This window comes from Neisseria sp. Marseille-Q1983 (assembly GCF_018224585.1).
GTDB lineage: Bacteria > Pseudomonadota > Gammaproteobacteria > Burkholderiales > Neisseriaceae > Neisseria > Neisseria polysaccharea.
The window spans coordinates 1-24,568 of record NZ_JAGTUI010000024.1 but is presented as its reverse complement, the minus strand read 5'-3'; the positions used below and the strand labels follow the sequence as shown (position 1 = coordinate 24,568).

The 24,568-nt window shown below is 50.4% G+C and carries 22 protein-coding genes and 2 pseudogenes; 9 read left to right on the top strand and 15 right to left on the bottom strand.

What is annotated here, in order from left to right:
- Nucleotides 1-63: 63 nt before the first annotated feature.
- Complete coding sequence (gene serC, locus KEM39_RS07005; RefSeq protein WP_118997929.1) at nt 64-1,170, bottom strand: phosphoserine transaminase; 1,107 nt, start codon at nt 1,168-1,170, stop codon at nt 64-66.
- A 364-nt stretch (nt 1,171-1,534) separates the two neighbouring features.
- Here serC and rimP point away from each other — a divergent pair, with 364 nt between their 5' ends.
- The 3 genes from rimP to infB are packed head-to-tail and all read left to right on the top strand — an operon-like array spanning nt 1,535 to nt 6,396.
- The gene (rimP, locus tag KEM39_RS07000; protein ID WP_192886354.1) at nt 1,535-1,966 is read left to right on the top strand and encodes a ribosome maturation factor RimP; all 432 of its coding nucleotides are present in this window, start codon (nt 1,535-1,537) and stop codon (nt 1,964-1,966) included.
- Nucleotides 1,967-1,993: 27 nt separating this feature from the next.
- On the top strand, nt 1,994-3,496 hold the full coding sequence (gene nusA / locus KEM39_RS06995) for a transcription termination factor NusA (protein WP_211709760.1): 1,503 nt from the start codon (nt 1,994-1,996) through the stop codon (nt 3,494-3,496).
- 11 nt (nt 3,497-3,507) lie between these two features.
- A complete protein-coding gene (infB, locus tag KEM39_RS06990) occupies nt 3,508-6,396 on the top strand; it encodes a translation initiation factor IF-2 (protein WP_211709758.1) in 2,889 nt (962 codons plus the stop codon).
- Between the two features lie 12 nt (nt 6,397-6,408).
- Here the strand turns inward: infB and KEM39_RS06985 are convergent, their stop codons facing one another.
- From KEM39_RS06985 to KEM39_RS06970, 4 genes are all read right to left on the bottom strand, one after another.
- Nucleotides 6,409-6,558 carry a hypothetical protein gene (locus KEM39_RS06985; RefSeq protein ID WP_211709757.1) on the bottom strand — a complete coding sequence of 50 codons (150 nt, stop codon included), beginning with the start codon at nt 6,556-6,558 and terminating at the stop codon, nt 6,409-6,411.
- Nucleotides 6,558-7,898: a DUF3482 domain-containing protein gene (locus KEM39_RS06980; RefSeq protein ID WP_211709755.1), complete on the bottom strand. Its 1,341-nt coding sequence runs from the start codon at nt 7,896-7,898 to the stop codon at nt 6,558-6,560. The genes KEM39_RS06985 and KEM39_RS06980 overlap by 1 nt, the downstream gene beginning before the upstream one ends.
- A gap of 183 nt (nt 7,899-8,081) precedes the next feature.
- Complete coding sequence (locus KEM39_RS06975) at nt 8,082-8,321, bottom strand: hypothetical protein (RefSeq protein ID WP_003709161.1); 240 nt, start codon at nt 8,319-8,321, stop codon at nt 8,082-8,084.
- 169 nt (nt 8,322-8,490) lie between these two features.
- The gene (locus tag KEM39_RS06970) at nt 8,491-9,840 is read right to left on the bottom strand and encodes a DUF2868 domain-containing protein (RefSeq protein ID WP_211709754.1); all 1,350 of its coding nucleotides are present in this window, start codon (nt 9,838-9,840) and stop codon (nt 8,491-8,493) included.
- A gap of 142 nt (nt 9,841-9,982) precedes the next feature.
- On the opposite strand from KEM39_RS06970, the gene trhA reads away from it, so the two are divergent.
- The gene (gene trhA, locus KEM39_RS06965; RefSeq protein WP_211709753.1) at nt 9,983-10,609 is read left to right on the top strand and encodes a PAQR family membrane homeostasis protein TrhA; all 627 of its coding nucleotides are present in this window, start codon (nt 9,983-9,985) and stop codon (nt 10,607-10,609) included.
- 64 nt (nt 10,610-10,673) lie between these two features.
- On the opposite strand, the gene KEM39_RS06960 is transcribed toward trhA, so the two are convergent.
- Nucleotides 10,674-12,092, bottom strand: a complete 1,419-nt coding sequence (locus tag KEM39_RS06960; protein WP_211709752.1) for an alanine/glycine:cation symporter family protein — start codon at nt 12,090-12,092, stop codon at nt 10,674-10,676.
- Nucleotides 12,093-12,418: 326 nt separating this feature from the next.
- Here KEM39_RS06960 and KEM39_RS06955 point away from each other — a divergent pair, with 326 nt between their 5' ends.
- Entirely contained in the window at nt 12,419-13,147 is a 729-nt protein-coding gene (locus KEM39_RS06955) for a YebC/PmpR family DNA-binding transcriptional regulator (protein ID WP_002238219.1), read from the top strand.
- A gap of 58 nt (nt 13,148-13,205) precedes the next feature.
- On the opposite strand, the gene KEM39_RS06950 is transcribed toward KEM39_RS06955, so the two are convergent.
- Together KEM39_RS06950 and KEM39_RS06945 are read right to left on the bottom strand one after the other, a co-directional pair.
- Nucleotides 13,206-13,694, bottom strand: a complete 489-nt coding sequence (locus KEM39_RS06950; RefSeq protein ID WP_002216721.1) for a disulfide bond formation protein B — start codon at nt 13,692-13,694, stop codon at nt 13,206-13,208.
- A 758-nt stretch (nt 13,695-14,452) separates the two neighbouring features.
- The gene (locus tag KEM39_RS06945; protein WP_002216720.1) at nt 14,453-14,917 is read right to left on the bottom strand and encodes an Lrp/AsnC ligand binding domain-containing protein; all 465 of its coding nucleotides are present in this window, start codon (nt 14,915-14,917) and stop codon (nt 14,453-14,455) included.
- A gap of 221 nt (nt 14,918-15,138) precedes the next feature.
- Here KEM39_RS06945 and alr point away from each other — a divergent pair, with 221 nt between their 5' ends.
- Entirely contained in the window at nt 15,139-16,197 is a 1,059-nt protein-coding gene (gene alr / locus KEM39_RS06940) for an alanine racemase (RefSeq protein WP_118997920.1), read from the top strand.
- Nucleotides 16,198-16,292: 95 nt separating this feature from the next.
- On the opposite strand, the gene KEM39_RS06935 is transcribed toward alr, so the two are convergent.
- The gene (locus KEM39_RS06935) at nt 16,293-17,144 is read right to left on the bottom strand and encodes an aldo/keto reductase (RefSeq protein ID WP_118997919.1); all 852 of its coding nucleotides are present in this window, start codon (nt 17,142-17,144) and stop codon (nt 16,293-16,295) included.
- Nucleotides 17,145-17,272: 128 nt separating this feature from the next.
- On the opposite strand from KEM39_RS06935, the gene KEM39_RS06930 reads away from it, so the two are divergent.
- Entirely contained in the window at nt 17,273-18,163 is an 891-nt protein-coding gene (locus KEM39_RS06930) for a LysR family transcriptional regulator (RefSeq protein WP_118997918.1), read from the top strand.
- Between the two features lie 497 nt (nt 18,164-18,660).
- Here the strand turns inward: KEM39_RS06930 and KEM39_RS06925 are convergent, their stop codons facing one another.
- The 5 genes from KEM39_RS06925 to prmB form a co-directional block, all read right to left on the bottom strand.
- A complete protein-coding gene (locus KEM39_RS06925; protein ID WP_118997917.1) occupies nt 18,661-20,019 on the bottom strand; it encodes a PFL family protein in 1,359 nt (452 codons plus the stop codon).
- A 52-nt stretch (nt 20,020-20,071) separates the two neighbouring features.
- Nucleotides 20,072-20,725 carry a DUF6630 family protein gene (locus tag KEM39_RS06920; RefSeq protein WP_118997916.1) on the bottom strand — a complete coding sequence of 218 codons (654 nt, stop codon included), beginning with the start codon at nt 20,723-20,725 and terminating at the stop codon, nt 20,072-20,074.
- A 509-nt stretch (nt 20,726-21,234) separates the two neighbouring features.
- Entirely contained in the window at nt 21,235-21,507 is a 273-nt protein-coding gene (locus tag KEM39_RS06915) for an ACT domain-containing protein (RefSeq protein ID WP_003680574.1), read from the bottom strand.
- A gap of 128 nt (nt 21,508-21,635) precedes the next feature.
- Nucleotides 21,636-22,373, bottom strand: a complete 738-nt coding sequence (locus KEM39_RS06910; protein ID WP_118997915.1) for a toxin-antitoxin system YwqK family antitoxin — start codon at nt 22,371-22,373, stop codon at nt 21,636-21,638.
- 137 nt (nt 22,374-22,510) lie between these two features.
- Nucleotides 22,511-23,410: a 50S ribosomal protein L3 N(5)-glutamine methyltransferase gene (prmB, locus tag KEM39_RS06905; RefSeq protein ID WP_025456940.1), complete on the bottom strand. Its 900-nt coding sequence runs from the start codon at nt 23,408-23,410 to the stop codon at nt 22,511-22,513.
- Nucleotides 23,411-23,554: 144 nt separating this feature from the next.
- Here prmB and KEM39_RS06900 point away from each other — a divergent pair, with 144 nt between their 5' ends.
- Both KEM39_RS06900 and KEM39_RS06895 read left to right on the top strand, forming a co-directional pair.
- Nucleotides 23,555-23,830, top strand: a complete 276-nt coding sequence (locus KEM39_RS06900) for a hypothetical protein (protein ID WP_118997914.1) — start codon at nt 23,555-23,557, stop codon at nt 23,828-23,830.
- Between the two features lie 111 nt (nt 23,831-23,941).
- Nucleotides 23,942-24,379 (top strand): annotated as a pseudogene (locus KEM39_RS06895) (HK97 family phage prohead protease); the annotation flags it as partial.
- A gap of 113 nt (nt 24,380-24,492) precedes the next feature.
- Here KEM39_RS06895 and KEM39_RS06890 read toward each other — a convergent pair.
- Nucleotides 24,493-24,568: pseudogene (locus KEM39_RS06890) on the bottom strand (ComEA family DNA-binding protein); the annotation flags it as partial.

Sequence of the window (24,568 nt, the reverse complement as noted above, 5' to 3'; positions counted from 1 at the left end):
ACCATTACGGCAGAAAACCGAAAGGAAATGCCGTCTGAAACGCATTCAGGCGGCATTTGAAAATCAACCGTAACGCCGTTGGAAATCGCGCATAAAATCTGCCAAAGCCCGCACGCCTTCGAGCGGCATCGCATTGTAGATGCTGGCGCGCATCCCGCCGACAGACTTATAGCCCTTCAACAGGCACAAGCCCTGCAATTCGGCTTCCAGCACAAAACGGCGGTCCAAGTCTTCGCTTGCGGTTTTGAAGACCACATTCATTTTGGAGCGCGCATCAGGATGAATATCGTTGATGTAAAAACCGCCGCTGCCATCTATCGTCTCATACAAGGTTTGCGCCTTCAGCCGATTGACCGCTTCAATTTTTTTCACACCGCCCTGCGCCAACAACCAACGGAACACCAGCCCCGACATATAAATCGCGTAAGTTGACGGCGTGTTGTACATACCGTCGCGGTTCAAATGAGAACGGTAGTTGAACACATCGGGAATATCGTTCGGACAACGCTCGAGCAAATCCTCACGCACAATCACCACCGTAACTCCTGCCGGCCCGATGTTTTTTTGTGCGCCTGCGTAAATCAGTCCGTAGTCGGCAACATCAAACTCACGCGACAGAATCTCGCTGGACATATCGCACACCAACGGCGGCATGCCGTCTGAAAGGCGAGGCACTTCACGGTATTGCAGCCCGTTGACAGTTTCATTGACGGCAAAATGGACAAACGCCGAATCGGGTGCAACATCCCACGTTTCCACAGGCGGCAGGTCGAGATAGCCGAACTGCTCGCCGCCATGCGCCGCCAAACGGATTTCCGTATCGGTCAAACGGCTCATCTGTTCATAAGCGATACGGCTCCAGTTGCCCGTTACCACCGCGTCGGCAGTGCGGAAACCGTGTGCCAGATTCATGGCTGCCATATTAAATTGGGTTGTTGCTCCACCCTGCAGAAACAATATCTTATAGTTGTCAGGCACTTTCAAAAGCTGCCTCAAATCCTGTTCCGCATGATGCAGGATGCTCAAAAACATTTCCGAACGGTGGCTCATTTCCATCACGGAAAAACCCGTACCGTTGTAGTCCAACATTTCCTGCCGCGCCGTTTCCAACACGGCTTCGGACAATACGGCAGGGCCGGCGGAAAAATTGTAAATCGGATAAAGAGACATGATGCAGCCCTGATTCTGAACAATAACTCGCCCGATTTTAGGCTTGCAGCAGGCTTTGTGCAAGGATGAGAAATACCTGTCCTCCGCCCGATTCCATGCCGCCCGAACACGGAAAATAATATCAATATATTGATTTACAAAAATAAAAATCATGCTAGCGACAAATAGATACATTTGTTTTGTCAACAATATTCACGATTTCCCATTACAAACCTCCCTTACACCCGCTTTTTTCCGTCCCAAAAACACAAAATAAATCAACACTTTCATTTCTCCGCAAAAGCGGTTATAATCACGCCGATTTTTCAACTTTGACGAAAAATGGCCACGGGGCCATTTTTTTATTATGTACATAGGGAGCAGCATGGATATCCAAACCATCCTCGAAAAAACCCTGCCCGGCCTGGGCTACGAACTGGTCGATTTCGAACTGACCGCGCAAGGAACATTGCGCGTGTTCATCGACAAAGAAGGCGGCATTACCGTCGAAGACTGCGCAACCGTCAGCAACCACTTGAGCCGCGTCTTCATGGTTGAAGACATCGATTATAAGAATCTGGAAATTTCCAGTCCCGGACTCGACCGTCCTCTGAAAAAAGCCGCCGACTTCGTACGCTTTGCCGGTCAGCAGGCAAAAATCAAAACCCGTCTGCCGATAGACGGTCAGAAAAACTTTATCGGTAAAATCGAAGGCTGCGAAAACGACACTGTTACCGTTTCTTTCGACGGCAAAACCGTGCAAATCGGGTTGGGCAACATCGACAAAGCCCGTCTGCGCCCCGAATTCAAATTCTAAAACACAGCAATATTGGAGATGTTCAAAATGAGTCGTGAAATGTTACAGCTGGCAGAAGCGCTGGCAAGCGAAAAAAACGTTGATGCGGAAGTCGTCTTCCAAGCACTGGAATTCGCCCTGTCTACCGCCGCCAAGAAAAAGGCAGACCGCGAACACATGGATGTCCGCGTCCAAATCAACCGCGACACCGGCGAATACCAAACCTTCCGCCGCTGGCTGATTGTCGCCGATGAAGACTATACCTATCCCGATGTCGAAAAAACCATCGAGGAAATCCAAGAGGAAATTCCCGGCACCGCCATCCAAATCGGCGAATACTATGAAGAGCAGCTGCCCAACGAAGGCTTCGGCCGCCAAGCCGCGCAAACCGCCAAACAAATCATCCTGCAACGCATCCGCGATGCCGAGCGCGAGCAGAATCTGAACGAGTTTCTCGCCGTCAAAGAAGACATCGTGTCCGGCACGGTCAAACGCGTCGAACGCCACGGCATCATCGTCGAAGTCGTTGCCGGCAAACTGGACGCGCTGATTCCGCGCGACCAAATGATTCCGCGCGAAAACTTCCGCAGCGGCGACCGCATCCGCGCCCTCTTCCTGCGCGTCGAAGAAATCGGCAACACCGGCCGCAAACAAGTCATCCTGAGCCGTACTTCCGGCGATTTCCTCGTCAAACTGTACGCCAATGAAGTACCTGAAATTGCAGACGGCATGCTTGAAATCCGCGCTGTCGCCCGCGACCCGGGACAACGTGCCAAAGTCGCCGTCAAAGCCAACGACCAGCGCATCGATCCGCAAGGCACCTGTATCGGCGTTCGCGGTTCGCGTGTCAATGCCGTCAGCAATGAATTGTCCGGCGAGCGCATCGACGTTGTCCTTTGGTCGCCCGAGCCTGCCCAATTCGTCATGAGCGCGCTCTCACCCGCCGAAGTCAGCCGCATCGTCATCGACGAAGACAAACACGCCGTCGATGTTATCGTTTCCGAAGACCAGCTCGCGCTCGCCATCGGACGCGGCGGTCAAAACGTGCGCCTTGCTTCCGATCTGACCGGCTGGCAGCTCAATATCATGACTTCCGCCGAGGCAGACGAACGCAATGCGGCAGAAGATGCCGCCATCCGCCGCCTGTTTATGAATCACTTGAATGTAGATGAAGAAACTGCCGACGTACTGGTTCAGGAAGGTTTTGCAACCTTGGAAGAAGTCGCCTATGTTCCTGCCGCCGAACTGCTTGCCATTGAAGGATTTGACGAAGAAATCGTCGATATGCTCCGCAACCGTGCCCGCGATGCCATCCTGACCATGGCGATTGCCGCCGAAGAAAAACTGGGCGAAGTATCCGACGATATGCGCAACCTCGAAGGCATAGATGCCGATATGCTCCGCAGCCTTGCCGAGGCAGGCATTACTACCCGCGACGACTTGGCGGAACTGTCCGTGGACGAACTGATTGAAATCACCGGTGTAAACGAAGAAACCGCAAAAGCCGTCATCCTGACCGCACGCGAACACTGGTTTACCGAAGACAAATAAAGGGGGTACAGATGAGTAACACAACCGTAGAACAATTTGCCGCCGAGCTGAAACGCCCCGTCGAAGACCTGTTGAAACAGTTGAAAGAAGCCGGCGTCAGCAAAAACAGCGGCAGCGATTCCCTGACGCTGGACGACAAACAGCTTCTGAACGCCTACCTGACCAAGAAAAACGGCAGCAACAGCAGCACCATCAGCATCCGCCGCACCAAAACCGAAGTCAGCACCGTTGACGGCGTAAAAGTCGAAACACGCAAACGCGGACGCACTGTCAACATTCCTTCTGCCGAAGAGTTGGCAGCACAGGTAAAAGCCGCCCAAACCCAAGCCGCACCTGTCCAGCCGGAGCAGACGGCAGAAGACGCGGCAAAAGCCCGAGCCGAAGCTGCCGCACGCGTAGAAGCCCGTGCCAAGGCAGAAGCGGAAGCGGCAAAACTGAAAGCGGCAAAAGCAGGCAACAAAGCCAAACCTGCCGCGCAGAAACCTACCGAAGCAAAAGCCGAAACCGCACCCGTTGCGGCGGAAACCAAACCCGCCGAAGAAAGCAAAGCGGAAAAAGCCCAAGCCGACAAAATGCCGTCTGAAAAACCCGCCGAGCCCAAAGAAAAAGCCGCCAAGCCGAAACACGAGCGAAACGGCAAAGGCAAAGATGCCAAAAAACCGGCGAAACCTGCCGCACCTGCCGTGCCGCAACCCGTGGTCAGCGCGGAAGAACAGGCGCAACGCGACGAAGAAGCACGCCGTGCCGCCGCACTTCGCGCCCACCAGGAAGCCCTGTTGAAAGAGAAACAGGAACGCCAGGCACGCCGCGAAGCCATGAAACAACAGGCAGAACAACAGGCAAAAGCCGCACAGGAAGCCAAAACCGGCAGACAGCGTCCCGCCAAACCTGCCGAAAAACCGCAGGCAGCCGCGCCGGTCGTCGAAAATAAACCTGTCAATCCGGCAAAAGCGAAAAAAGAAGACCGCCGCAACCGCGATGACGAAGGTCAAGGCCGCAACGCCAAAGGCAAAGGCGGAAAAGGCGGACGCGACCGCAACAATGCACGCAATGGCGACGACGAGCGCGTACGCGGCGGCAAAAAAGGCAAAAAACTCAAACTCGAGCCGAACCAACACGCCTTCCAAGCGCCGACCGAACCTGTCGTACACGAGGTTTTAGTTCCCGAAACCATTACCGTTGCCGACTTGGCACACAAAATGGCCGTTAAAGGCGTCGAAGTGGTTAAAGCCCTGATGAAAATGGGCATGATGGTAACCATCAACCAATCTATCGACCAAGACACTGCCCTGATTGTGGTGGAAGAACTCGGACATATCGGTAAACCTGCCGCCGCCGACGATCCCGAAGCCTTCTTGGACGAAGGCGCGGAAGCAGTGGAAGCCGAAGCATTGCCGCGTCCGCCCGTCGTTACCGTCATGGGACACGTCGACCACGGCAAAACCTCGCTGCTGGACTACATCCGCCGTGCCAAAGTGGTACAGGGCGAAGCAGGCGGCATTACGCAGCACATTGGCGCGTACCACGTCAAAACGCCGCGCGGCGTGATTACCTTCCTCGATACCCCGGGCCACGAAGCGTTTACCGCCATGCGCGCACGCGGTGCGAAAGCAACCGACATCGTGATTCTCGTGGTTGCCGCAGACGACGGTGTAATGCCGCAAACCATCGAAGCCATTGCACACGCCAAAGCGGCAGGCGTTCCGATTGTGGTTGCCGTCAACAAAATCGATAAAGACACTGCCAACCCCGAACGTATCCGCCAAGAACTGACCCAACACGAAGTTATCCCCGACGATTGGGGTGGCACGGTTCAATTCATCGACGTTTCCGCGAAAAAAGGAACGAACATCGACGCGCTGCTCGAAGCCGTATTGCTCGAAGCCGAAGTCTTGGAACTGACTGCCCCCGTCGATGCGCCCGCCAAAGGCATCATCGTCGAGGCGCGCTTGGACAAAGGGCGCGGCGCGGTTGCCACATTGCTGGTTCAAAGCGGTACGCTGAAAAAAGGCGATATGCTGCTGGCCGGTACCGCATTCGGCAAAATCCGTGCGATGGTTGACGAAAACGGCAAAGCCATTACCGAAGCCGGCCCGTCCATCCCCGTCGAAATCCTCGGCTTGTCAGACGTACCGAACGCAGGCGAAGACGCGATGGTGTTGGCGGACGAGAAAAAAGCGCGCGAAATCGCCCTCTTCCGCCAAGGCAAATACCGCGACGTACGCCTTGCCAAACAGCAGGCGGCAAAACTGGAAAATATGTTCAACAATATGGGCGAAACCCAAGCCCAATCTTTGTCGGTCATCATCAAGGCAGACGTGCAGGGTTCTTACGAAGCTTTGGCGGGCAGCCTGAAAAAACTGTCCACAGACGAAGTGAAAGTGAACGTGTTGCACAGCGGCGTGGGCGGCATTACCGAATCGGATGTCAACTTGGCTATCGCGTCCGGGGCGTTCATTATCGGCTTTAACGTGCGTGCAGATGCCTCTTCGCGCAAACTTGCCGAAAATGAAAACGTGGAAATCCGCTACTACAACATCATCTACGATGCCATCGACGACGTGAAGGCGGCAATGGGCGGTATGCTTTCCCCGGAAGAGAAAGAACAAGTTACCGGCACGGTCGAAATCCGTCAGGTCATCAGCGTTTCCAAAGTCGGCAATATTGCAGGCTGTATGGTTACCGACGGTGTGGTCAAACGCGATTCCCATGTCCGCCTCATCCGCAACAACGTGGTTATCCATACCGGCGAGCTGTCTTCTTTGAAACGCTACAAAGACGACGTCAAAGAAGTCCGCATGGGCTTCGAATGTGGTCTGATGCTCAAAGGCTACAACGAGATTATGGAAGGCGACCAACTCGAATGTTTCGACATCGTCGAAGTTGCCCGCACGCTATAATTTTCATGCAAATCAAATGCCGTCTGAAGCCTTCAGACGGCATCGGAAAACGGGTTCTGTATCATACAGAACCCGTTTTTTGTCGCAAATCGGCTTCAGCGACCCTCCTGCCTTATCCCGATTTGAATCTGACTTGCCATACAAACAAGCTTCAGACGGCATTATTTTCCCGACAGGCGGATTTGAAGTTTTTCCACATATCCGGCGCGTTCGGCGCGGCTGGTTTCGGGGCGGTGCGTATTGAGCGACGACCATTTCCAATGACTGCGGGCTTTGTTGAGTTCGGGCGGGAGTCTGGCGGCGTCCCATGGTGCTTTGCGGCTGTGCAACTCGACTTGCGATTGCGCCGCGTGGCCGCGCGTTTGCAGGACGTGGAGCAAATCGAGGGCGCGGGCGGCGAGCAGGGTCAGGGTTTCGGGGTCGGTGTGTAGGGTTTGGCGGCCGGCGAGTTTGTCGGAAATGGTGCGGGTATTAGGCAGAATGCCACCCAAAAAACCGCCGATTGCCGTACCCAATCCGAGCGAGCCGCCGAGCGTGGCAATGTCCAGCCCCAAGCCGATGAGCGCGCCGGTTGCCGCGCCCGTGCCAGTGCGGATGCCGTATTGTTTCAGCAATTCGCTGTCGAACGGGTCTTGGCGGAAGGCTTGCGGCATCCAGTCGCCGCCGTCGATTTCATTGTGGTAGAAGCGGTAGAGGGCAAACAGCCGCTGCTGCATCTGCCGTTCGAGTTGGCGTATTTCCGCCTGCATGGTTTGCAACACAGGGACTGTATCGCCGTTTTCGCCCACTTCCTGCCTGAACGCGGCGGCATCAATTAAAAAGTCGGCGATTTCGTGCCGCGCTTCTTTGTCCAAACGCGTCCATTCGCGGCGGCGGGCAGCGGTCAGGCGGTCGATGATGCCTTGTTGCGGCAGCATAGTGGCGAGTTTGTTCCATAAATCCAATTCGCCTTCAAAATCAAAGGCGACAGTATCGAACCCTGCGAAAACGTGCAGGTTTCTCCTCGCCAGCATAGCCGTCCACGATTCGGGAAGCTGTCCGCCGGTAAAGTTGAACACAGGCATAATCGGTTTGGCGCACCACGACAGGATAATCAGTTCATCACGATATTTGTCGAGAACCGGCTCGCGCGCGTCGATGACGTACAACGCCGCATCGCTGTGCAAAAGCTGCCGCAGCACTTTGGCTTCTTGGTTGAAATCGTGATGCGCGCCGTGGCTGCCGAGAAACTGTTGCAGCCGCTCGATGCCGTCTGAACGCGTATCCGTATGGGTTTCCAGCCATTCTAAAACACCGCCCGCGTCTTCGAGTCCAGGCGTATCGTACAGGTACAGCAGCGTGTCGACACCGTCAGTAATCGCGGCTTCTTCAACATGGCGCGTGGTGGATGGGGCGTTTTTGACTTCGCCGAAGCCGCTGTCGCGCAACAGGGTGCGCAGGAGCGAGGTTTTGCCGGTGTTGGTGTGCCCCACGACGGCGAGGGAAAGGGGTTGTTTATCCATAATATTTTTTTGCTGTGCTTGAATACTCGCTCAATTCCGTCCGTTTACAAGGGAAAAGCCGCTTATTTCCATTCGGGCGGAAATTGATAGCATTGAATATACATGAAAAAACTGAATGTATGGGCATGGGCAATAAGTTGTATACCTACCTTGCTTGCTACGGCTGACACAAGCTACGATAATTTACCAATCAGTTTCACCACGCTCGCGCATCAAATGTTCCACAATAGATAAGTGATGCCCTAAATTAAATAAATCTGCGTAAGTGTATTTTGAAACTTGAATTGTACAAAAAATAGCTTCGTCATAATCTATTTTAATTACTTCAAAATCAGTATTGAATGCTTGATTATGTTTTCCTATCGTTTCTAATAGAATATTCTCATCCATAACCATCACTTCAAATATTAATATACTTGTCATTACCTAGTCCCATTAATTAAGATCAATTGAATATTCGGGAACATACGTCTAAATTGTTGTATTACAAAGGTATTTTGTCAGACTAATCAAGGTTGCATCAACGGAATGCCTGTTTTTAAAAAAACAGATTTTCAAATGGTTTTTCAGAATGGCTGCTTGGTAGGGCACGTCAGGTATGTTTGCCGGCTTTCAGACGGCCTTCCTGCGCCGCCCTGTCGGGTTCCAACCACGCCGCGCCGCACCCTGACAGCGCACTGCGCCAATGTTCCAATGTCTCCGACAGGCCGTCTGAAAGCCCCTGTTCCGCCAAAAGCTGCACCACCGCCCCGCCCTGCGCCGCTTCCGAAAGCCGGACAATCTGCCGCAACACGCCCCGGTCCGGCACGGTTTGGGCGCGCACGCCGATGAGCAGTTGCGCCGGCTTCTGCTTCAGCTCCGCCTCCAGCGCGGCAACTTCTTCCCGATTCGCCGCCACGCCCTTATCCAGCCAATCCTGCGCCAGCCTGCCTTCAAACCACTTCCCTTCGTGCCACCCGGTTTCCAGCATCACCGCCCACTTGGGCGCGTCGTTTAAGATGATTTTCGGAGAAACGGCAGACACGGTTTCCTGATGCGTATCCGCATCGGTAATTTTGTTCTGCCAGCGGCGGATGACCGCCTGATAATAAGGTTTCTCCCAATCCGGACTGCTTCGGCTTGTTTTTAAAAAGATTTTGCACAGCGACCAAGCCAGCAGGCGCGGCAGGATGCCGTAGCAGGCAATGCTGCCGACCAACAAACCCGACCACGCGCGCGCATCGGCGATGTTGCCGTTCAGACGGCCTTCGATGACCGCCCGCGCGTCCGGTGCGGAAAAACCGAGTTTCAACGGCAGCCACGCCAGCATTTCCACCGCGCGTACCAAAGCAGCATTGCTCAACAGCGTGCTTTCCCAGTTGAAGGTATATTGGCGCACCAAAAGCAGCAGTAATACCGACACCAGCATCCCGCCCAATGTGCAAAGCCACAAACTGTGCGAAGCCGCACCGGCAATCCAACGCGCCGAAGGCTGCCGCCATTCGTCCGCATACAGCCGGAACACCGCCTGATTGACGGGGTCTTTACCCCGAAACCATGTCGCCGGACTGCTGAAAAACCGCCCCACTTTCACGTGCAGGAACAGCGTTGCCAGCCATACCGCCAACATCAGCGTATTCATACCCAACACGCCCGCCAAAATCAGGAAGAAATTCAGCCCCTGATTGTCCATCAGAAGATAAGTGCCTGAAAATCCGGCGGTAAACATCATCGATGCCGCCACCACCCACAACCAGAACGACCCCACACGCACACGTTCCAACGTGTCCCGCAGCATACGGTTCCTGTCGATCATCTCCGCCCGACGGATGATTTTTTCCTCCGTACTGCCGTCCACGCGGCGCAAAGCCTCCGTCGCCTGCACGGGATCGCCGCTGAAAATAAAGCCGCCTTCTTCCAAAATACGGACCAGCTCAACCAGTTTTCGAGATGGATTCAACATAAAATGCCGTCTGAAAATAAAAAACAGATTTTAACACACGCATTTTCAAGAATATTCACAGTGTAGGCAAAGAGTAAATCCCACACAGAGGCAAAAGTATCGGCGTAAACTGACTGCCTCTACTTTCCCGAAAGATTGTGCGATGTATACAGGCGAACGCTTCAATACTTACAGCCATTTGAGCGGTTTGATTCTGGCGGCGGCAGGTTTGGTGCTGATGCTGCTGAAAACCATAGGACACGGGGACGGCTACCGTATCTTCAGCGTATCGGTTTACGGCATCAGCCTTCTTCTGCTCTATTTGAGTTCCTCGCTGTACCACGGAATTGCAGCCAGAAAACTGAAAAGCATTTTGAAAAAAACCGACCACTGCATGATTTATGTGCTAATTGCCGGAAGCTACACACCGTTTGCACTGGTTTCTTTGAGAAACGGGCCGGGCTGGACGGTATTTTCACTGTCCTGGCTGCTGGCGGCTGCAGGAATCGCACAAGAACTCACCATCGGACGGAAAAGCGAAAAACGTCTGCTGTCTATTGTGATTTATGTCGTCATGGGTTGGATGGTCTTGGCGGTAATGAAATCCCTGACAGCCTCACTCCCGTCGGCAGGACTGGCTTGGCTGGCGGCAGGCGGTATGCTGTACAGCGTCGGCATTTACTGGTTTGTAAACGATGAAAAAATCCGACACGGGCACGGAATCTGGCATCTGTTCGTATTGGGCGGCAGCATCACCCAATTTGTCAGCGTGTACGGTTACGTAATCTGAATGCCGTCTGAAACACAAAAACCTCCCAAACCTGAAGGCAGGGAAGTTTTCTCTTTGCCGGGCATTATTGCTTATCGTGGAATTCGTGAAATTCATACTGATAAGACAAATCCCGACCCGCTTTTTTCTGTGCCAAATAATCGTCATAAATGGCACGGATTTCCTTACGCAACAAAAACAGGGCAATCAGGTTGGGGATAACCATAAAGCCGTTGAACATATCGGACAGACTCCAAACCAAATCGACTTTACCCAACGTACCCAAAACAATGGCAAGCAGAACCAATGCGCGATAGATGCCCAAGTGTCTTCCCCTGAAAAGAAAACGGATGTTGGACTCGCCGAAATAATACCAGCCGATAATGGTCGTAAAGGCGAAGAAGGTCAGACACACGGCAAGCAATTGCGAACCGAAGCCCGGAAATGCCTTGTTAAAGGCAAATTGAGTAACCGCCGCGCCCTGTTCGCCCGAAAGGTTGGCATCGGTCAGCAGGATAATCAATGCCGTAGCCGTACATACCAAAATCGTATCGATAAATACACCGACAAATGCCGCCATACCTTGTTGGACAGGGTGCTTCACATCCGCGGTTGCATGTGCATGCGGGGTAGAACCCATCCCCGCCTCATTGGAAAACAGACCACGCGCCACGCCGAAACGTATCGCTTCACGCATACCGATACCCGCAGCACCGCCCAAAACGGCTTCGGGACTGAAGGCGGCGGTAAAGATGTGGTTGAACATCGGCACAATATGGTCGGAAAATTCAAACAGGATAACGACGGCGCACAAAATATAAACAACCGCCATAAACGGCACGACAAACTGGGCAATATTGGCAATACGGTTCACGCCGCCAATCACAACCATGCCCGCAAGGACGGCAAGCACAATACCGACTGCCAAAGAAGGCACATCAAACGCAATGGTAACGGCAGAAGCGATGGAGTTTGCCTGAGTCGCATTGCCGATAAAGCCCAATGCGACAATCAGCGCGATAGAGAAAAAGCCCGACAGAAAACGCGCCGCGCCCCTGCCGATTTTCGGAGTCAGACCGTGCGTAATATAAAACGCCGGCCCGCCGATGTATTTGCCGTGGCTGACGACGCGGTATTTCTGCGCCAGCAGCGCTTCGGCAAAAATCGTGGACATCCCCAAAACGGCAGAAAGCCACATCCAAAAAATCGCGCCCGGCCCGCCTGCGGTAATGGCGGTCGCCACGCCAGCGACATTGCCCGTGCCGATTTGCGCTGATACGGCAACCGCCAACGCCTGAAACTGCGATAAAGACTTATCGTCTTTATCCCTTTTGGCAAACAAGCCGCCGAATACAGATTTGAATCCCGCGCCCAGCTTGGTAATCTGCGGCGCACCAAGATACAGCGTAAAAAACAGGCCGATACCCAAAAGCGCGTAAATCAGCAGGTAGTCCCAAAGGAACCGATTGACTGTACCCACCAGAACAGACAATATATTTTCCATAAAATAAACCTTATCTTACGATTAAAATGACTGCTTTCCCCAAGACATTCCAATAAGGAAACACGGCGAGCAGACCGTATTTGCCGCAACAGATGCCTTAAATTGTCAACAATCGAGGAGAAGCTGTGCCATCATACCGTAAAATATCGTTAATTAAAACATTTCTTTATTTTTAAGCGGAAAGCGGAGGAAATCGCTTTCAGACGGCATCGACAACGGCACAGCATAAAACAGGATATTTTGGGTACTTGCAACTTATGTTAAAATGCCGACCGTAAAAAATCTGACAAAAACAGATTAATTATTTGAAATAAGAAAGGAAATTTATGGCAGGCCATAGCAAGTGGGCGAATATCCAGCATAAAAAAGCCCGTCAGGATGCCAAACGCGGCAAAATCTTCACACGTTTAATCAAAGAAATCACCGTTGCGGCGCGTATGGGCGGCGGCGATCCCGGCGCAAATCCGCGCCTGCGTCTGGCTTTGGAAAAAGCAGCCGAAAACAATATGCCCAAAGACAATGTGCAACGCGCCATCGATAAAGGTACGGGCAACTTGGAAGGCGTGGAATACATCGAGTTGCGCTACGAAGGCTACGGCATCGGCGGCGCGGCTTTGATGGTGGACTGCCTGACCGACAACAAAACCCGCACCGTTGCCGACGTACGCCACGCGTTTACCAAAAACGGCGGCAACTTGGGTACCGACGGCTGCGTGGCGTTCAACTTCGTGCATCAGGGCTATTTGGTATTCGAACCCGGCGTTGACGAAGACGCGCTGATGGAAGCGGCTTTGGAAGCCGGTGCGGAAGACGTGGTTGCCAACGACGACGGTTCCATCGAAGTCATTACCGCGCCCAACGATTGGGCGGGCGTAAAATCCGCTTTGGAGGCAGCAGGTTACAAATCCGTCGACGGCGACGTTACGATGCGCGCCCAAAACGAAACCGAACTCTCCGGCGACGATGCCGTCAAAATGCAAAAACTGATTGACGCGCTGGAAGACTTGGACGACGTGCAAGACGTTTACACTTCCGCCGTATTGAATCTGGACTGATACGCAGCACAGCAGACATACAATAAAATGCCGTCTGAACCTTTCAGACGGCATTGATTTATTTAGCCCTTGCCCACGCCCACCAAACCGTCAGGACAACCGCCAGAAAATACGCCACGCTCCAAACAGGCAAAGCAATTCCCAGCAGATAATCCGGTTCGGCACAATTTCCGAACCCGCGCACGACAGGCTCGAACCAATCAAACAAAGGCCAGCCTTTCAAGCGGAACGTCCACGGCGCGCCGCACGAAGGAGCCGTACCCGGCGGCAGCGACTGCAACCACAACTGATATGCCGCAACAGAAATACCCGTAACGGCCGGAATGCTGATAAAGACAGCACCGAACAAACCGCCTGCCCTTCTTCTTGGCCTGCACATCAGGACAATTGCCGTACACAATGCGGTTGCCAAAACGCATAACCGCTGACTGATACACAAAACGCAAGGCTCCATACCCAAAACATACTGTGCCGCCAAAGACCCGGCAAATGCACAGACCGAAACGGCAAACAGCAGCCAAACGGCTTTTCTAAATAACGGGGTCATTTTCTCAACACACCAATCAAAATACCGATATGCCGATTTTGCTGGATATATCCCAAGATGGCAAGGGACGAATCAACACCGGCGCAGGTGCGGACGATTTCGGTTTTCCCGATATGCACAAGACCTGACAAGGGACAAAACGGCGATTTGCCCGCACAATGCCCGCAAAAAAATACATCCGGAGGATTTGAATTTCGGCAAATTTAGCGAATCAAAAGTTTATTTCAATGAAATCATATGATTTTTTTGAATAAGCGGATTGATGGGTTTTTGAAGGAATTTGTTACCGGATAGCCATCGGGCAAGTTTTTTTGCAAAATTTGAATCGGTCGGGTAAATTTTCAAAAAATAATTGACAGCAGATAAGAAACGGCGGATAATTACCGCCGTTGAGTTGCTTGATGCAGCTTGATTTTTCTCCTCTATTTCTCCTTTGTAGACTTGGCACACATTCAACCGAATGTGTGCATTTTTTTATCTCCGCTTTTTTTGAAATTTAATTACTTTTATTGTTTGAAATTCCATTCTTTAAGAAATTTAACAAGAAAGCCGCTTGCTTTTTGACCGGAAAAGCTGCATAATTCATTCCGTTAGCTGGTTCGAGTAGTCAGTTAATAGTTTCTCCTCTATTTCTCCTTTGTAGACTTGGCACACATTCAACCGGATGTGTGCATTTTTTTATCTGAAGCAACAAGCCTCTATGCGTGATGTTGTTATATTTCATTTAGGTGTCAAACCGCATACCCGGCCTGAAATATTCAATCCAAATCCAAAACCGGATTTTCTTTGACCTCCTCCATCACAACATAACTCCTACTCTCCGAAGCGGCAGGCAGTTGCAATAAGATATTGCCGAGCATATCCCGATAGGCAGACATATCGGGCAAACGTACTTTAATCAGATAGTCGTATTCGCCCGACACCAAGTGGCATTCCATAATTTGCGGAATTTTCAGCACTTCTTTTTTGAAATCTTCGAAAATATTGCCCGATTTGGATTGCAGCTTCAGCTCGACAAAAACCAATAGCGGTTTGCCCAACAGATGGGGATTGAGATGGGCGTGATAGCCGGAAATATAATGTTCCCGCTCCAAACGGCGCACCCTCTCTGTAACGGGCGTGGTGGACAAGCCTACCTTCTCGGCAAGCTCCGTCATCGGGATGCGGGCATTCTGTTGAAGGATCTTAAGGATGCGGAAATCGATTTTATCTAGTTCTTTCATTTGGATTGCCTTGTATTTATTATTGATTTTAACAAATAGAGTATAAATTTGGGAAAGCGATTATATCAGGAAAAGTAAACCGCCTTCCTACCTGAAAACTGCTGCTCCGGCTTGAAGACACAAGGGTCTTTAATATTTTAAAAGCCTTGCCGTTGGATTATAATTCCCTAATTGATTTCTTAATTTTGCTAATAAACACTTGTTTGGTAAGGAATGAATTTATGCGCCCTTTGAACGTGCAGATCAGGTTGGGCAACCTTAGGCACAATTATCGGATTTTGAAGGAAATGCACGGAGGCAAACTGTTGGCGGTAGTGAAGGCCGACGCATACGGACACGGTGCGGTCAGATGTGCTTTCGCGCTGGCAGACTTGGCAGACGGCTTTGCCGTGGCGACAATCGATGAAGGAATCAGGCTGCGGGAGAGCGGCATTACCCATCCGATTGTCCTTTTGGAAGGCGTATTTGAAGCATCAGAGTACGAAGCGGTCGAACAATACTCGCTCTGGCCGGCAGTCGGAAACCAATGGCAACTTGAGGCTTTGCTTTCCCGCCATTGGAAAAAACCTGTCAAGGTCTGGTTGAAAATGGATTCGGGAATGCACCGTACCGGATTTTTCCCTCATGATTACGCTTCGGCATATGCGGCATTGAAACAGTCGGAATATGTGAACAGTATTGTCAAGTTTTCGCATTTCTCCTGTGCGGACGAACCCGAAAGCGGTATGACGGAAATACAGATGGAAGCATTCGATTTGGGTACGGAAGGGCTGGAAGGCGAAGAAAGCCTTGCCAACTCCGCCGCTATTTTGAATGTTCCCGAAGCACGCAGGGACTGGGGGCGCGCGGGCTTGGCGTTATACGGCATTTCCCCGTTCGGAGGCAGCGATGATAGGCTGAAACCCGTGATGAGGCTTTCCACCCGTATTTTCGGCGAACGCGTTTTGCAGCCGCACTCCCCTATCGGTTATGGCGCAACATTTTATACCAGTAAATCTACGCGCGTCGGCCTGATTGCATGCGGTTATGCGGACGGTTATCCGCGCCGCGCCCCAAGCAATTCCCCTGTCGCCGTCGACGGTAAATTGACCCGGGTCATCGGCAGGGTCTCTATGGATATGATGACCATCGAGCTGGACGCTTCGCAAGAAGGTTTGAGACACGAGGTCGAACTGTGGGGCGATACGGTCAACATCAATACCGTTGCCGAAGCGGCCGGAACCATCCCTTACGAATTGATGTGCAATATCAAACGTGCAAAATTCACTTATATCGAGTAATCAAGTCCAAACGAAAATGCCGTCTGAAGCCTTTCAGACGGCATAAATGCGTTTTGACAAAATCAGTATAAGTCCTGTCCTGACTGTATTTGCAGTTACTGCCCCGTTTTCCACGCGAAGATACGTTTCTTCAAATTATCCACCATGTCGTGGTTGACAATCGCGTCGAACGTACCGTCCAGCTTGGCGATTTCGGCTTTGTCTTCATTGCTGAGCGCAAAATCAAAGACGTTTAGGTTCTCCGCCATTCGTTCGGGTTTAATGGATTTTGCCAATACAATGATGCCACGTTCCACCAGCCAGCGGGTAATCACTTGTGCCACAGATTTGCCGTATTTCGCACCGATTTTGCTTAACACGGAATTGTGGAAAATATCGTTTTTGCCTTCAGCAAACGGCGCCCATGCTTCCACGGCGATGCTTTCAGCCTGCAAAGCGGCAACGGCTTCGGTTTTTTGTTGGAACGGATTGATTTCAATCTGATTAGCCTGCGGCATCACTTTATTGAATAGTCCCAAATCCACCGCGCGTACGGGCGAAAAATTGCTCACGCCGATGGCGCGGATTTTGCCGGCTGCCTGATATTCTTCCAGCGCGCGCCATGTGCCGTAACTGTCGCCGTAAGGCTGATGAATCAGCACCATATCGATGTAATCCAAATTCAGACGGCCTAATGAACGATCCAGCGAGCCCTTGGCGGCTTCGTAGCCGAAATTTTCCACCCAAATTTTGGTGGTAACGAACAATTTTTCGCGTGCCACGCCGCTGTTTTTAATTCCCAAACCGACTTCGGTTTCATTCATATAAACCTGCGCGGTGTCGATATGGCGGTAGCCCGCCTTGATGGCGGCAATCACGGCTTGCTCGGTTTCTGCGGGCGGAATTTGAAATACTCCGAAACCGAGCACAGGAATTTGTACGCCGTTGTTTAATGTGATGTTTTGCATGATATTGCCTCCTGTTTGTTCTCATGAAAGTGTAGCCATTTTAGCCCGTGTTTTTATTGAGATAAATTAGGTTTGGTTTTATGATGTCGTGAATTAAATTCACTAATCAGCTAAAACGGGGCAGGAAAATGCAGAACTTTAACGAGCTGAATTATTTTTTGACACTCGCGCAAACGCAGAGTTTTGTGAAAGCGGGACAGCTTTTGGGGATTTCTTCTTCGGCGTTGAGCCACAGCATGAAAAATCTGGAAACGCGGCTGAACCTGCGCCTGTTCAACCGCACTACGCGCAATGTGTCGCTGACCGAAGCCGGACAGCAGCTTTTTGAGCAGCTTTTCCCGCTTTATCAAGCGATTAACAACGAAGTTGATGCGTTGAACGATTTTTTGAATACGCCATCGGGATTGATTCGCATCAATGCCCCTGCAATGGCAGCGGAAGCCGTGTTGTATCCAAAATTAAAGCCGATTTTGAACCAATACCCGAAAATCCGCTTGGAAATCGTGGTGGACGATCGTTGGGCAGACATTGTGAAAGAAGGGTTTGATATGGGCGTTCGATTAGGCAACGAGGTAGCGAAAGAAATGATTGCGGTGCCGATTTCCGCACCACTTAAAATGGCGTTGGTTGCCTCGCCCGATTATTTGGCGCAATACGGTTCGCCGAAAAATATTGACGATTTGCAGCAGCACCGCCTTATCGGCGCAAAGCTCTCCGCCGAACACGGCGCGGAGATGCAGTGGGAATTCAAATACAAAAAAGAGCTGATGACGTTCACGCCCAAATCGCAGTTTTCCATCAACAATCATCTGCGCCGGCAAGCCGTTTCAGACGGCCTTGGCATTGCGTGGATAGCACATATGAGCGTGGCGGATGCACTCAATTCGGGGCACCTGGTCGAGCTGTTGCCCGAGTACGCCATCACTTACGATCCGCTTTACCTCTATTACCCCAGCCGCCGCGGGCATTCCAATGTGTTTAGGTTGATTGTGGATGCGTTAAAAGTAAAAGCCGTCTGAAATTTCAGACGGCTTTTTTATAACAAAGGCATTACCAAATAGAAAATACCGACAATACCCACAATCTGAAACCCCATCCTTCCCGCAAAAACGGAAAATCAAAATCAGAAACCTAAAATTTCGTCATTCCCGCGCAGGCGGGAATCCGGTTTTTTGAGTTTCCGTCATTTCTGATAAATTCTCGTCGTTTTTCATTTCTAGATTCCCGCATGCGTGGGAATGACAAAATTAAAGTTTCAGAATTTATTTGAACAACAAACTAGATTCCCGCTTTCGTGGGGATGACGGCGGATAGGTTTTGTTGTTTCGGATAAATTCCTGTTGTTTTTTGGTTTCCAGATTCCCACCTTTAAAAGAATGACGTAAGAAAGCAGAAATAAGGACACAGGGATTTTTTAAATTTGCAATATTCTTTTCTAAAGACATTTTACCCAATGCCCATAAACAAAAATGCCGTCTGAAGCCTTTCAGACGGCATTTCCCCATCAAAACCGTAATCAGTTTTTCATCGATTGAACCGGAGCCGGGATTCTGCCGCCCCGGTTGACGAACACTTCGCACGAACCTTCTTTAACCGGCATTACAGGCGCGTAGCCCAACAGACCGCCGAACTCGACGCTGTCGCCGACGGTTTTACCCGTTACCGGAATAATGCGCACGGCAGTGGTTTTGCTGTTAATCATACCGATGGCAGCTTCGTCGGCAATGATGCCGGAAATAGTGTGCGCGGGCGTATCGCCGGGGACGGCAATCATGTCCAAACCAACGGAGCAGACAGCGGTCATCGCTTCGAGTTTGTCCAGCGTCAGTACGCCTGCTTCGGCGGCGGCAATCATACCTTCGTCTTCCGAAACGGGGATAAACGCGCCACTCAAACCGCCAACCGCGCTCGAAGCCATCATGCCGCCCTTTTTCACGGCATCGTTCAGCAATGCCAAGGCAGCCGTCGTGCCGTGCGTACCGCAGACGCTCAAGCCCATTTCTTCAAGGATGCGCGCCACCGAGTCGCCGACGGCTGGGGTCGGTGCCAACGACAAGTCGAGAATACCAAACGGGATATTCAGCATTTTTGAGGCTTCGCGGCCGATGAGTTCGCCCACGCGGGTAATTTTGAAAGCGGTTTTCTTCACAACTTCGGCGACTTCGGTCAGGCTGACCGCGTCCGAATTTTCCAACGCGGCTTTGACCACGCCCGGCCCCGATACGCCGACATTGATAACGGCATCCGCCTCGCCCGAGCCGTGAAACGCGCCCGCCATAAACGGGTTGTCTTCCACCGCGTTGCAGAACACGACGATTTTGGCGCAACCGAAACCTTCGGGCGTGATTTCAGCAGTGCGTTTGATGGTTTCGCCTGCCAGCTTGACCGCATCCATATTGATACCGGCACGCGTACTGCCGATATTGATGGAGCTGCACACGATATCAGTAGTTTTCATCGCTTCGGGAATGGAACGGATCAACACCTCGTCCGAAGGCGACATGCCTTTTTGCACCAACGCGGAAAAGCCGCCGATAAAAGACACGCCGATGGCTTTGGCCGCCTTGTCCAAAGTTTGCGCCACACTGACGTAAGAATCGGCTTTGGTTGCCGCCGCGATTTGGGCAATCGGCGTGACGGAAATTCGCTGATTCACAATCGGCACGCCGTATTTGGCAGACAGATATTTTGCCGTCGCCACCAAGTCTTTGCCGACCGTGGTGATTTTGTTGTAAATGTTTTGGTTTAACACATTGATATCGCTGCTGATGCAGTCGTGCAAATCAATGCCGATAGTAATGGTGCGCACATCAAAATTCTGGTCGGCTACCATGCGGATGGTTTCGAGGATTTCGTTGGAATGGACTTGGGACATTTTTGGGGATTCCTTGTTGAATGGGTTTTATTTGGTGCAGGCTGCCTGTGATTTATTTTTGTTCTGAGACATAATGCGGTGTTTCTTCTACTGCGGCAAACAGTTTGCCGTCCGCATCCCATAAGGGTTGGCGGCAGGAATCGCAGTATGCCGCTTCGTGATTAGCATACGGCGGCGGATCGCTTATGGCCAAATCCCATGCCGACAGTTGACCGCAGGAGGAGCAATCGACCGTATATAAGATGAAATTTGCCGCTTTGTTCAGACTTTGGAAGGTCCAAAAATCAGACTGGATTCTTTCCAAACTTTTACATGCGTTGCTCGGAACAATAAACACAGTGTAGTCATCGCTGCCACTTTCCAAAAACATCAACCGCATTTTTTGCCGTTTGAGTTTGCCGTCGAAATAATCGAAGGCAAAGGGCAGAAAATTGCCGCTTTCCCAATCTTGGCCAAATTCTTTATCGAATTTTTTATATAAATCATCAGGTTTTACTTTTAGTATTTCTTTGCCGAATGCTACCAAACGCTCATTGACAAATTGATAAAGCTCACCCTGCCCACTCTCCCCTTTCCAATCTAAAAAGAGAAAAATACGGTTTTGATACAGGGCTTCTCGCAATATTTCGTTTTGAGAAGCTGATGGCAGCAGCGCAGTATATTCGTTTTCGGTAACAATTTTTTGCAGTATTTTTTCGGGTTTCATTGAAATATTCTCGTATTTTGGTATTTTGAAATGCAGACTGCCTGTATTTCCTTTTGCTTGGATTTGTTTTTACCGCCCAACCACTACCGCAACATCAGCCGTTTGACAAGCACAAACACAGGAAGCGACAGCAAAAACGCCAAAAATCCGTGCTCCACACTCTACACTTTGAACGACACGGTATCACTTTGTTATCGATCACGATTTGGTAGCGTGCAGTCATAAAAGCATTGGCATCTAATCGGTTATTTACGTAAAACAGCTCGAACGTGTCGGGTGGCAGGCAGGTCTATTGTAAATATACGCCTTCATGGTCGCGCAACACAGTATCTTCGCGCACCAAAGTTTCGATGCTTTTTCACCGGTTTAGAGGTTGGCGCAGGGTTATCATGGTGGAACTCCTTCTTTTCAGTCAGCCTGAACGGCCGGTAACGATGGTATCTCTGCCCTGTTCTCCAACACATTCAAAGCAGCCTGCACTTTGAAAACTAGAGTGCAGGCTGCTTTTTTCAGATTCGGTGCATGGCTTGAAAAATTTCTTCGTTTTGCATACGGATATCAAGCGCGAGTTTTTTGCTCTCTTCCGCAAACAAATCCAAAACTTCTTGACGCGATTTGGTGCATTTTGAAGTGTCTACCAAAATAATCATGGTAAAAAAATCGTCCATCAGCTGTTGGCTGATGTTGAGAATATTGATTTGGTTTTCCGCTAAAATTTTGGAAACGTCGTACACAATGCCCACACGATCTTTACCGATGACGGTGATGACTGAATTATTCACGAAGCTTTCTCCTTGCAGATATTCATTAGAAGCCAAAATTATATACCACTGCTAAATTTTCAAGAAACAATGCCATCAATCTACACATATAAGAATGCCGTCTGAATATATTTCAGACGGCATCAAATTTAGGGTTCGATTAAATAACCATCCTTATCCCACTGGGTTTTCCTAACCAACTTATCATCCTGATAAACAGCTTCGCTCTTTTTAGAACCATCTTCATACCACTCTAAGACTACTCCATTACGTTTATGATGATGGATAGACAGTTCCGAGAGTAATCGACCGCTTTCATCCCATGTCAGAATCTTAGCTGGCTCATCATTGACCATGACCATTTCCGTTTTGATATTGCCATCAGCATACCATTGTTTCCATACGCCGTTTGCCTTATTTTGTTTAAACTGGATTTCACTTTCCTTGCTGCCATTACGGTAATAGCGGTATCCCGTACCCTCACTCAAGCCATTTTTATAAGGCATAACTGCAGATTTTTTACCGTTCGAATACCAGTTGACCCATTCCCCGTCCGGCTTACCCTTGCTGAAGCCCCCCGCCATTTTTTTCTGACCATTAAAATGCCACAAAATCAACATACCGTTTTGCAGGGTAGGCACAAAAGATTTGATTTGCGTTGAAGCAACGATATAAGGTTCAGAATATTTCTTCATCGACGGATAATAAAAATCCTGCGCGTGTGCGATACCCGCCGCCACACTATATTGCCTGATATAAGCGGCAGAAGACATCGTCGCCGTCAGCTTTCCGTTCTGATTAAAATAAACAGAATAGGTCTGCGCCGGCAAAGCGGCCGAAAAACCCAACAGGACAGTTGAAAATACAATCCGAGATAATTTTTTCATTGCAATAGCGATATAAAAACAATTAACTTATAAACAATATGGTAAGGATTTCTCTGCCAAGCGTCAAACCCGAGACAACGTGTCGTAAAAATGCCGTCTGAAAACAAATCGTCTTCAGACGGCATTTCCCCTTCAACTCACTCTTCACCCAATAACTGCTCGCGCGTCAAGAGGAAAACAAAACCGTCGCCCCCGCTGGTTTCCAACCAAGTAAAAGGCAACTCTGGATACGCTGCTTCCAATACATCCCTGTTATGCCCGATTTCCACCAGCAATACACCTTTGGGATTCAGAAACTTTGCCGCATTCAGAAGAATCTGCCTGGTGGCATCCAATCCATCCGCCCCGCTGCCCAACGCCAATTCCGGTTCGTGCAAATACTCTTCAGGCAATAACTCAACCGATTCCGCATCGACATAAGGCGGATTGGAAACAATCAAATCATAAGTGCCTTCCAGTCCCTCAAATAAATCGGTATGAATAAGCTGGATGCGTTCTTCCAGACCATAATCTTCAATATTGATCCCTGCAACTTCCAAAGCATCCAAACTCACATCGACCGCATCAATTTGGGCATCAGGATAATGATGCGCCATCTGAATGGCAAGGCAACCGCTTCCGGTACAAAGATCCAAAGCATTATGCACCAGCTCATCGTATTCTATCCAAGGTCTAAGTCCGTCACCCAGCAATTCATAAATGAAGGAACGAGGTACGATTACGCGCTCGTCCACATAGAAATCAAACTCACCCTGCCAGGCCTGCCGCGTCAAATAAGCGGCAGGAATATGTTCGACGGCACGCCGCTCAATAACCGCCAACACTTCCTCTTTTTCAGCTTCCAAGAGTTTTGCATCAAGATATGGGGCAAGCATATCCAAAGGCAAATTCAAAGTATGCAGAATCAAATAAACTGCTTCATCATGCGCATTATCTGTTCCATGACCAAAAAAGAGCCCTGCCTCATTAAAACGGCTGACTGCAAAACGTAAAACATCGCGGATAGTCGTCAATTCTTGTGCGGCCTGATTAAACATAATATGAACCATTCTGCGTATAGATGCTTTTAATTATAACAGAAACAACAAGCAAACCTTTTCATATCGCCAAATAACCACTCAATCTACCCATACATCTACATAAATGCCCGCGCGAAAACCATCTCCCGAACGAAAACGGCAATGGCGGACGGTATAGGCAACCTGATGTGCTGGCACTCTGCGTCAAAGGCAAATCAGGCGGAATTATCCATCATAACAAAACTTGATGACTTATTGCGCTACGCAAAATATGAGGGTTCTTATTCGGATAAGAAAGGTCATCCTGATATTATTGCAGCACATAAGTATCGTGCCGTTGCCAAGGTTGGGAATGAGTCTTTAAATGTCGGTGTGATTGTAAGGGAGTTCCCGGACGGCCATAAACATTACGACCATTTCATCTTGAAGGATGAGTAAAGCCCTTTTGCAGTGTGGCTCTGGAGCGGATACCGTTAAGGCAAGTACGCCTCCAGCCTTGAAAAAGGGCTTTAAATTCAGCATACCATTTATACAGACAGGAGTAAACCCATGACAAAGTTATACGCAGAAATCGCCAAGAGGGAGGCGCAGGACGACGGCACGGTCAAGGTTTTGGGTTATGCCTAAAGCGAGGCGGTCGATTCGGACGGTGAAGTCATCGCGACGGCAGCTATGAAGGCGGCGATTCCCGATTATATGAAGTTTGGCGAGGGGCGCGAGATGCACGGCTCAAACGCTGCGGGAACGGCAATTGAAATCAACGTTGAAGACGACGGTATAACCTTTTTCGGTGCTCATATCATCGACCCCGTTGTCGTGGCGAAAGTCAAAACAGGCGTTTACAAAGGCTTTTCCATCGGCGGCAGCGTTACCGCCCGCAATGATTTGAACAAGTCGCAAATCACGGGCTTGAAGCTGACGGAAATCAGCCTTGTCGACCGCCCTGCCAATCCTGATGCGGTGTTTACCTGCTTTAAGGCGGACAAAGGTGCGGAAGCGGTAAACAACGATACAGAACATAATACTGCATATTTTAGCCATTTCCCTTCCAAACAAAAAAGCACCGGCGGCAGCCGATGCCCCTTCCTTTACAGGTTCCCCTATTTTTTAGCTGCGGGCAGAGCCGGTTTGGCGGGGGCTTTTGGCGCGGGCGCACCGACGGAAGCCTGGTCCTTC

Bases quoted from the DNA above. Each gene is read 5' to 3' on its own strand.
- serC (WP_118997929.1), bottom strand. From the start codon at position 1,170: ATGTCTCTTTATCCGATTTACAATTTTTCCGCCGGCCCTGCCGTATTG.
- rimP (WP_192886354.1), top strand. From the start codon at position 1,535: ATGGATATCCAAACCATCCTCGAAAAAACCCTGCCCGGCCTGGGCTAC.
- nusA (WP_211709760.1), top strand. From the start codon at position 1,994: ATGAGTCGTGAAATGTTACAGCTGGCAGAAGCGCTGGCAAGCGAAAAA.
- infB (WP_211709758.1), top strand. From the start codon at position 3,508: ATGAGTAACACAACCGTAGAACAATTTGCCGCCGAGCTGAAACGCCCC.
- KEM39_RS06985 (WP_211709757.1), bottom strand. From the start codon at position 6,558: ATGCCGTCTGAAGCTTGTTTGTATGGCAAGTCAGATTCAAATCGGGAT.
- KEM39_RS06980 (WP_211709755.1), bottom strand. From the start codon at position 7,898: ATGGATAAACAACCCCTTTCCCTCGCCGTCGTGGGGCACACCAACACC.
- KEM39_RS06975 (WP_003709161.1), bottom strand. From the start codon at position 8,321: ATGACAAGTATATTAATATTTGAAGTGATGGTTATGGATGAGAATATT.
- KEM39_RS06970 (WP_211709754.1), bottom strand. From the start codon at position 9,840: ATGTTGAATCCATCTCGAAAACTGGTTGAGCTGGTCCGTATTTTGGAA.
- trhA (WP_211709753.1), top strand. From the start codon at position 9,983: ATGTATACAGGCGAACGCTTCAATACTTACAGCCATTTGAGCGGTTTG.
- KEM39_RS06960 (WP_211709752.1), bottom strand. From the start codon at position 12,092: ATGGAAAATATATTGTCTGTTCTGGTGGGTACAGTCAATCGGTTCCTT.
- KEM39_RS06955 (WP_002238219.1), top strand. From the start codon at position 12,419: ATGGCAGGCCATAGCAAGTGGGCGAATATCCAGCATAAAAAAGCCCGT.
- KEM39_RS06950 (WP_002216721.1), bottom strand. From the start codon at position 13,694: ATGACCCCGTTATTTAGAAAAGCCGTTTGGCTGCTGTTTGCCGTTTCG.
- KEM39_RS06945 (WP_002216720.1), bottom strand. From the start codon at position 14,917: ATGAAAGAACTAGATAAAATCGATTTCCGCATCCTTAAGATCCTTCAA.
- alr (WP_118997920.1), top strand. From the start codon at position 15,139: ATGCGCCCTTTGAACGTGCAGATCAGGTTGGGCAACCTTAGGCACAAT.
- KEM39_RS06935 (WP_118997919.1), bottom strand. From the start codon at position 17,144: ATGCAAAACATCACATTAAACAACGGCGTACAAATTCCTGTGCTCGGT.
- KEM39_RS06930 (WP_118997918.1), top strand. From the start codon at position 17,273: ATGCAGAACTTTAACGAGCTGAATTATTTTTTGACACTCGCGCAAACG.
- KEM39_RS06925 (WP_118997917.1), bottom strand. From the start codon at position 20,019: ATGTCCCAAGTCCATTCCAACGAAATCCTCGAAACCATCCGCATGGTA.
- KEM39_RS06920 (WP_118997916.1), bottom strand. From the start codon at position 20,725: ATGAAACCCGAAAAAATACTGCAAAAAATTGTTACCGAAAACGAATAT.
- KEM39_RS06910 (WP_118997915.1), bottom strand. From the start codon at position 22,373: ATGAAAAAATTATCTCGGATTGTATTTTCAACTGTCCTGTTGGGTTTT.
- prmB (WP_025456940.1), bottom strand. From the start codon at position 23,410: ATGTTTAATCAGGCCGCACAAGAATTGACGACTATCCGCGATGTTTTA.
- KEM39_RS06900 (WP_118997914.1), top strand. From the start codon at position 23,555: ATGGCGGACGGTATAGGCAACCTGATGTGCTGGCACTCTGCGTCAAAG.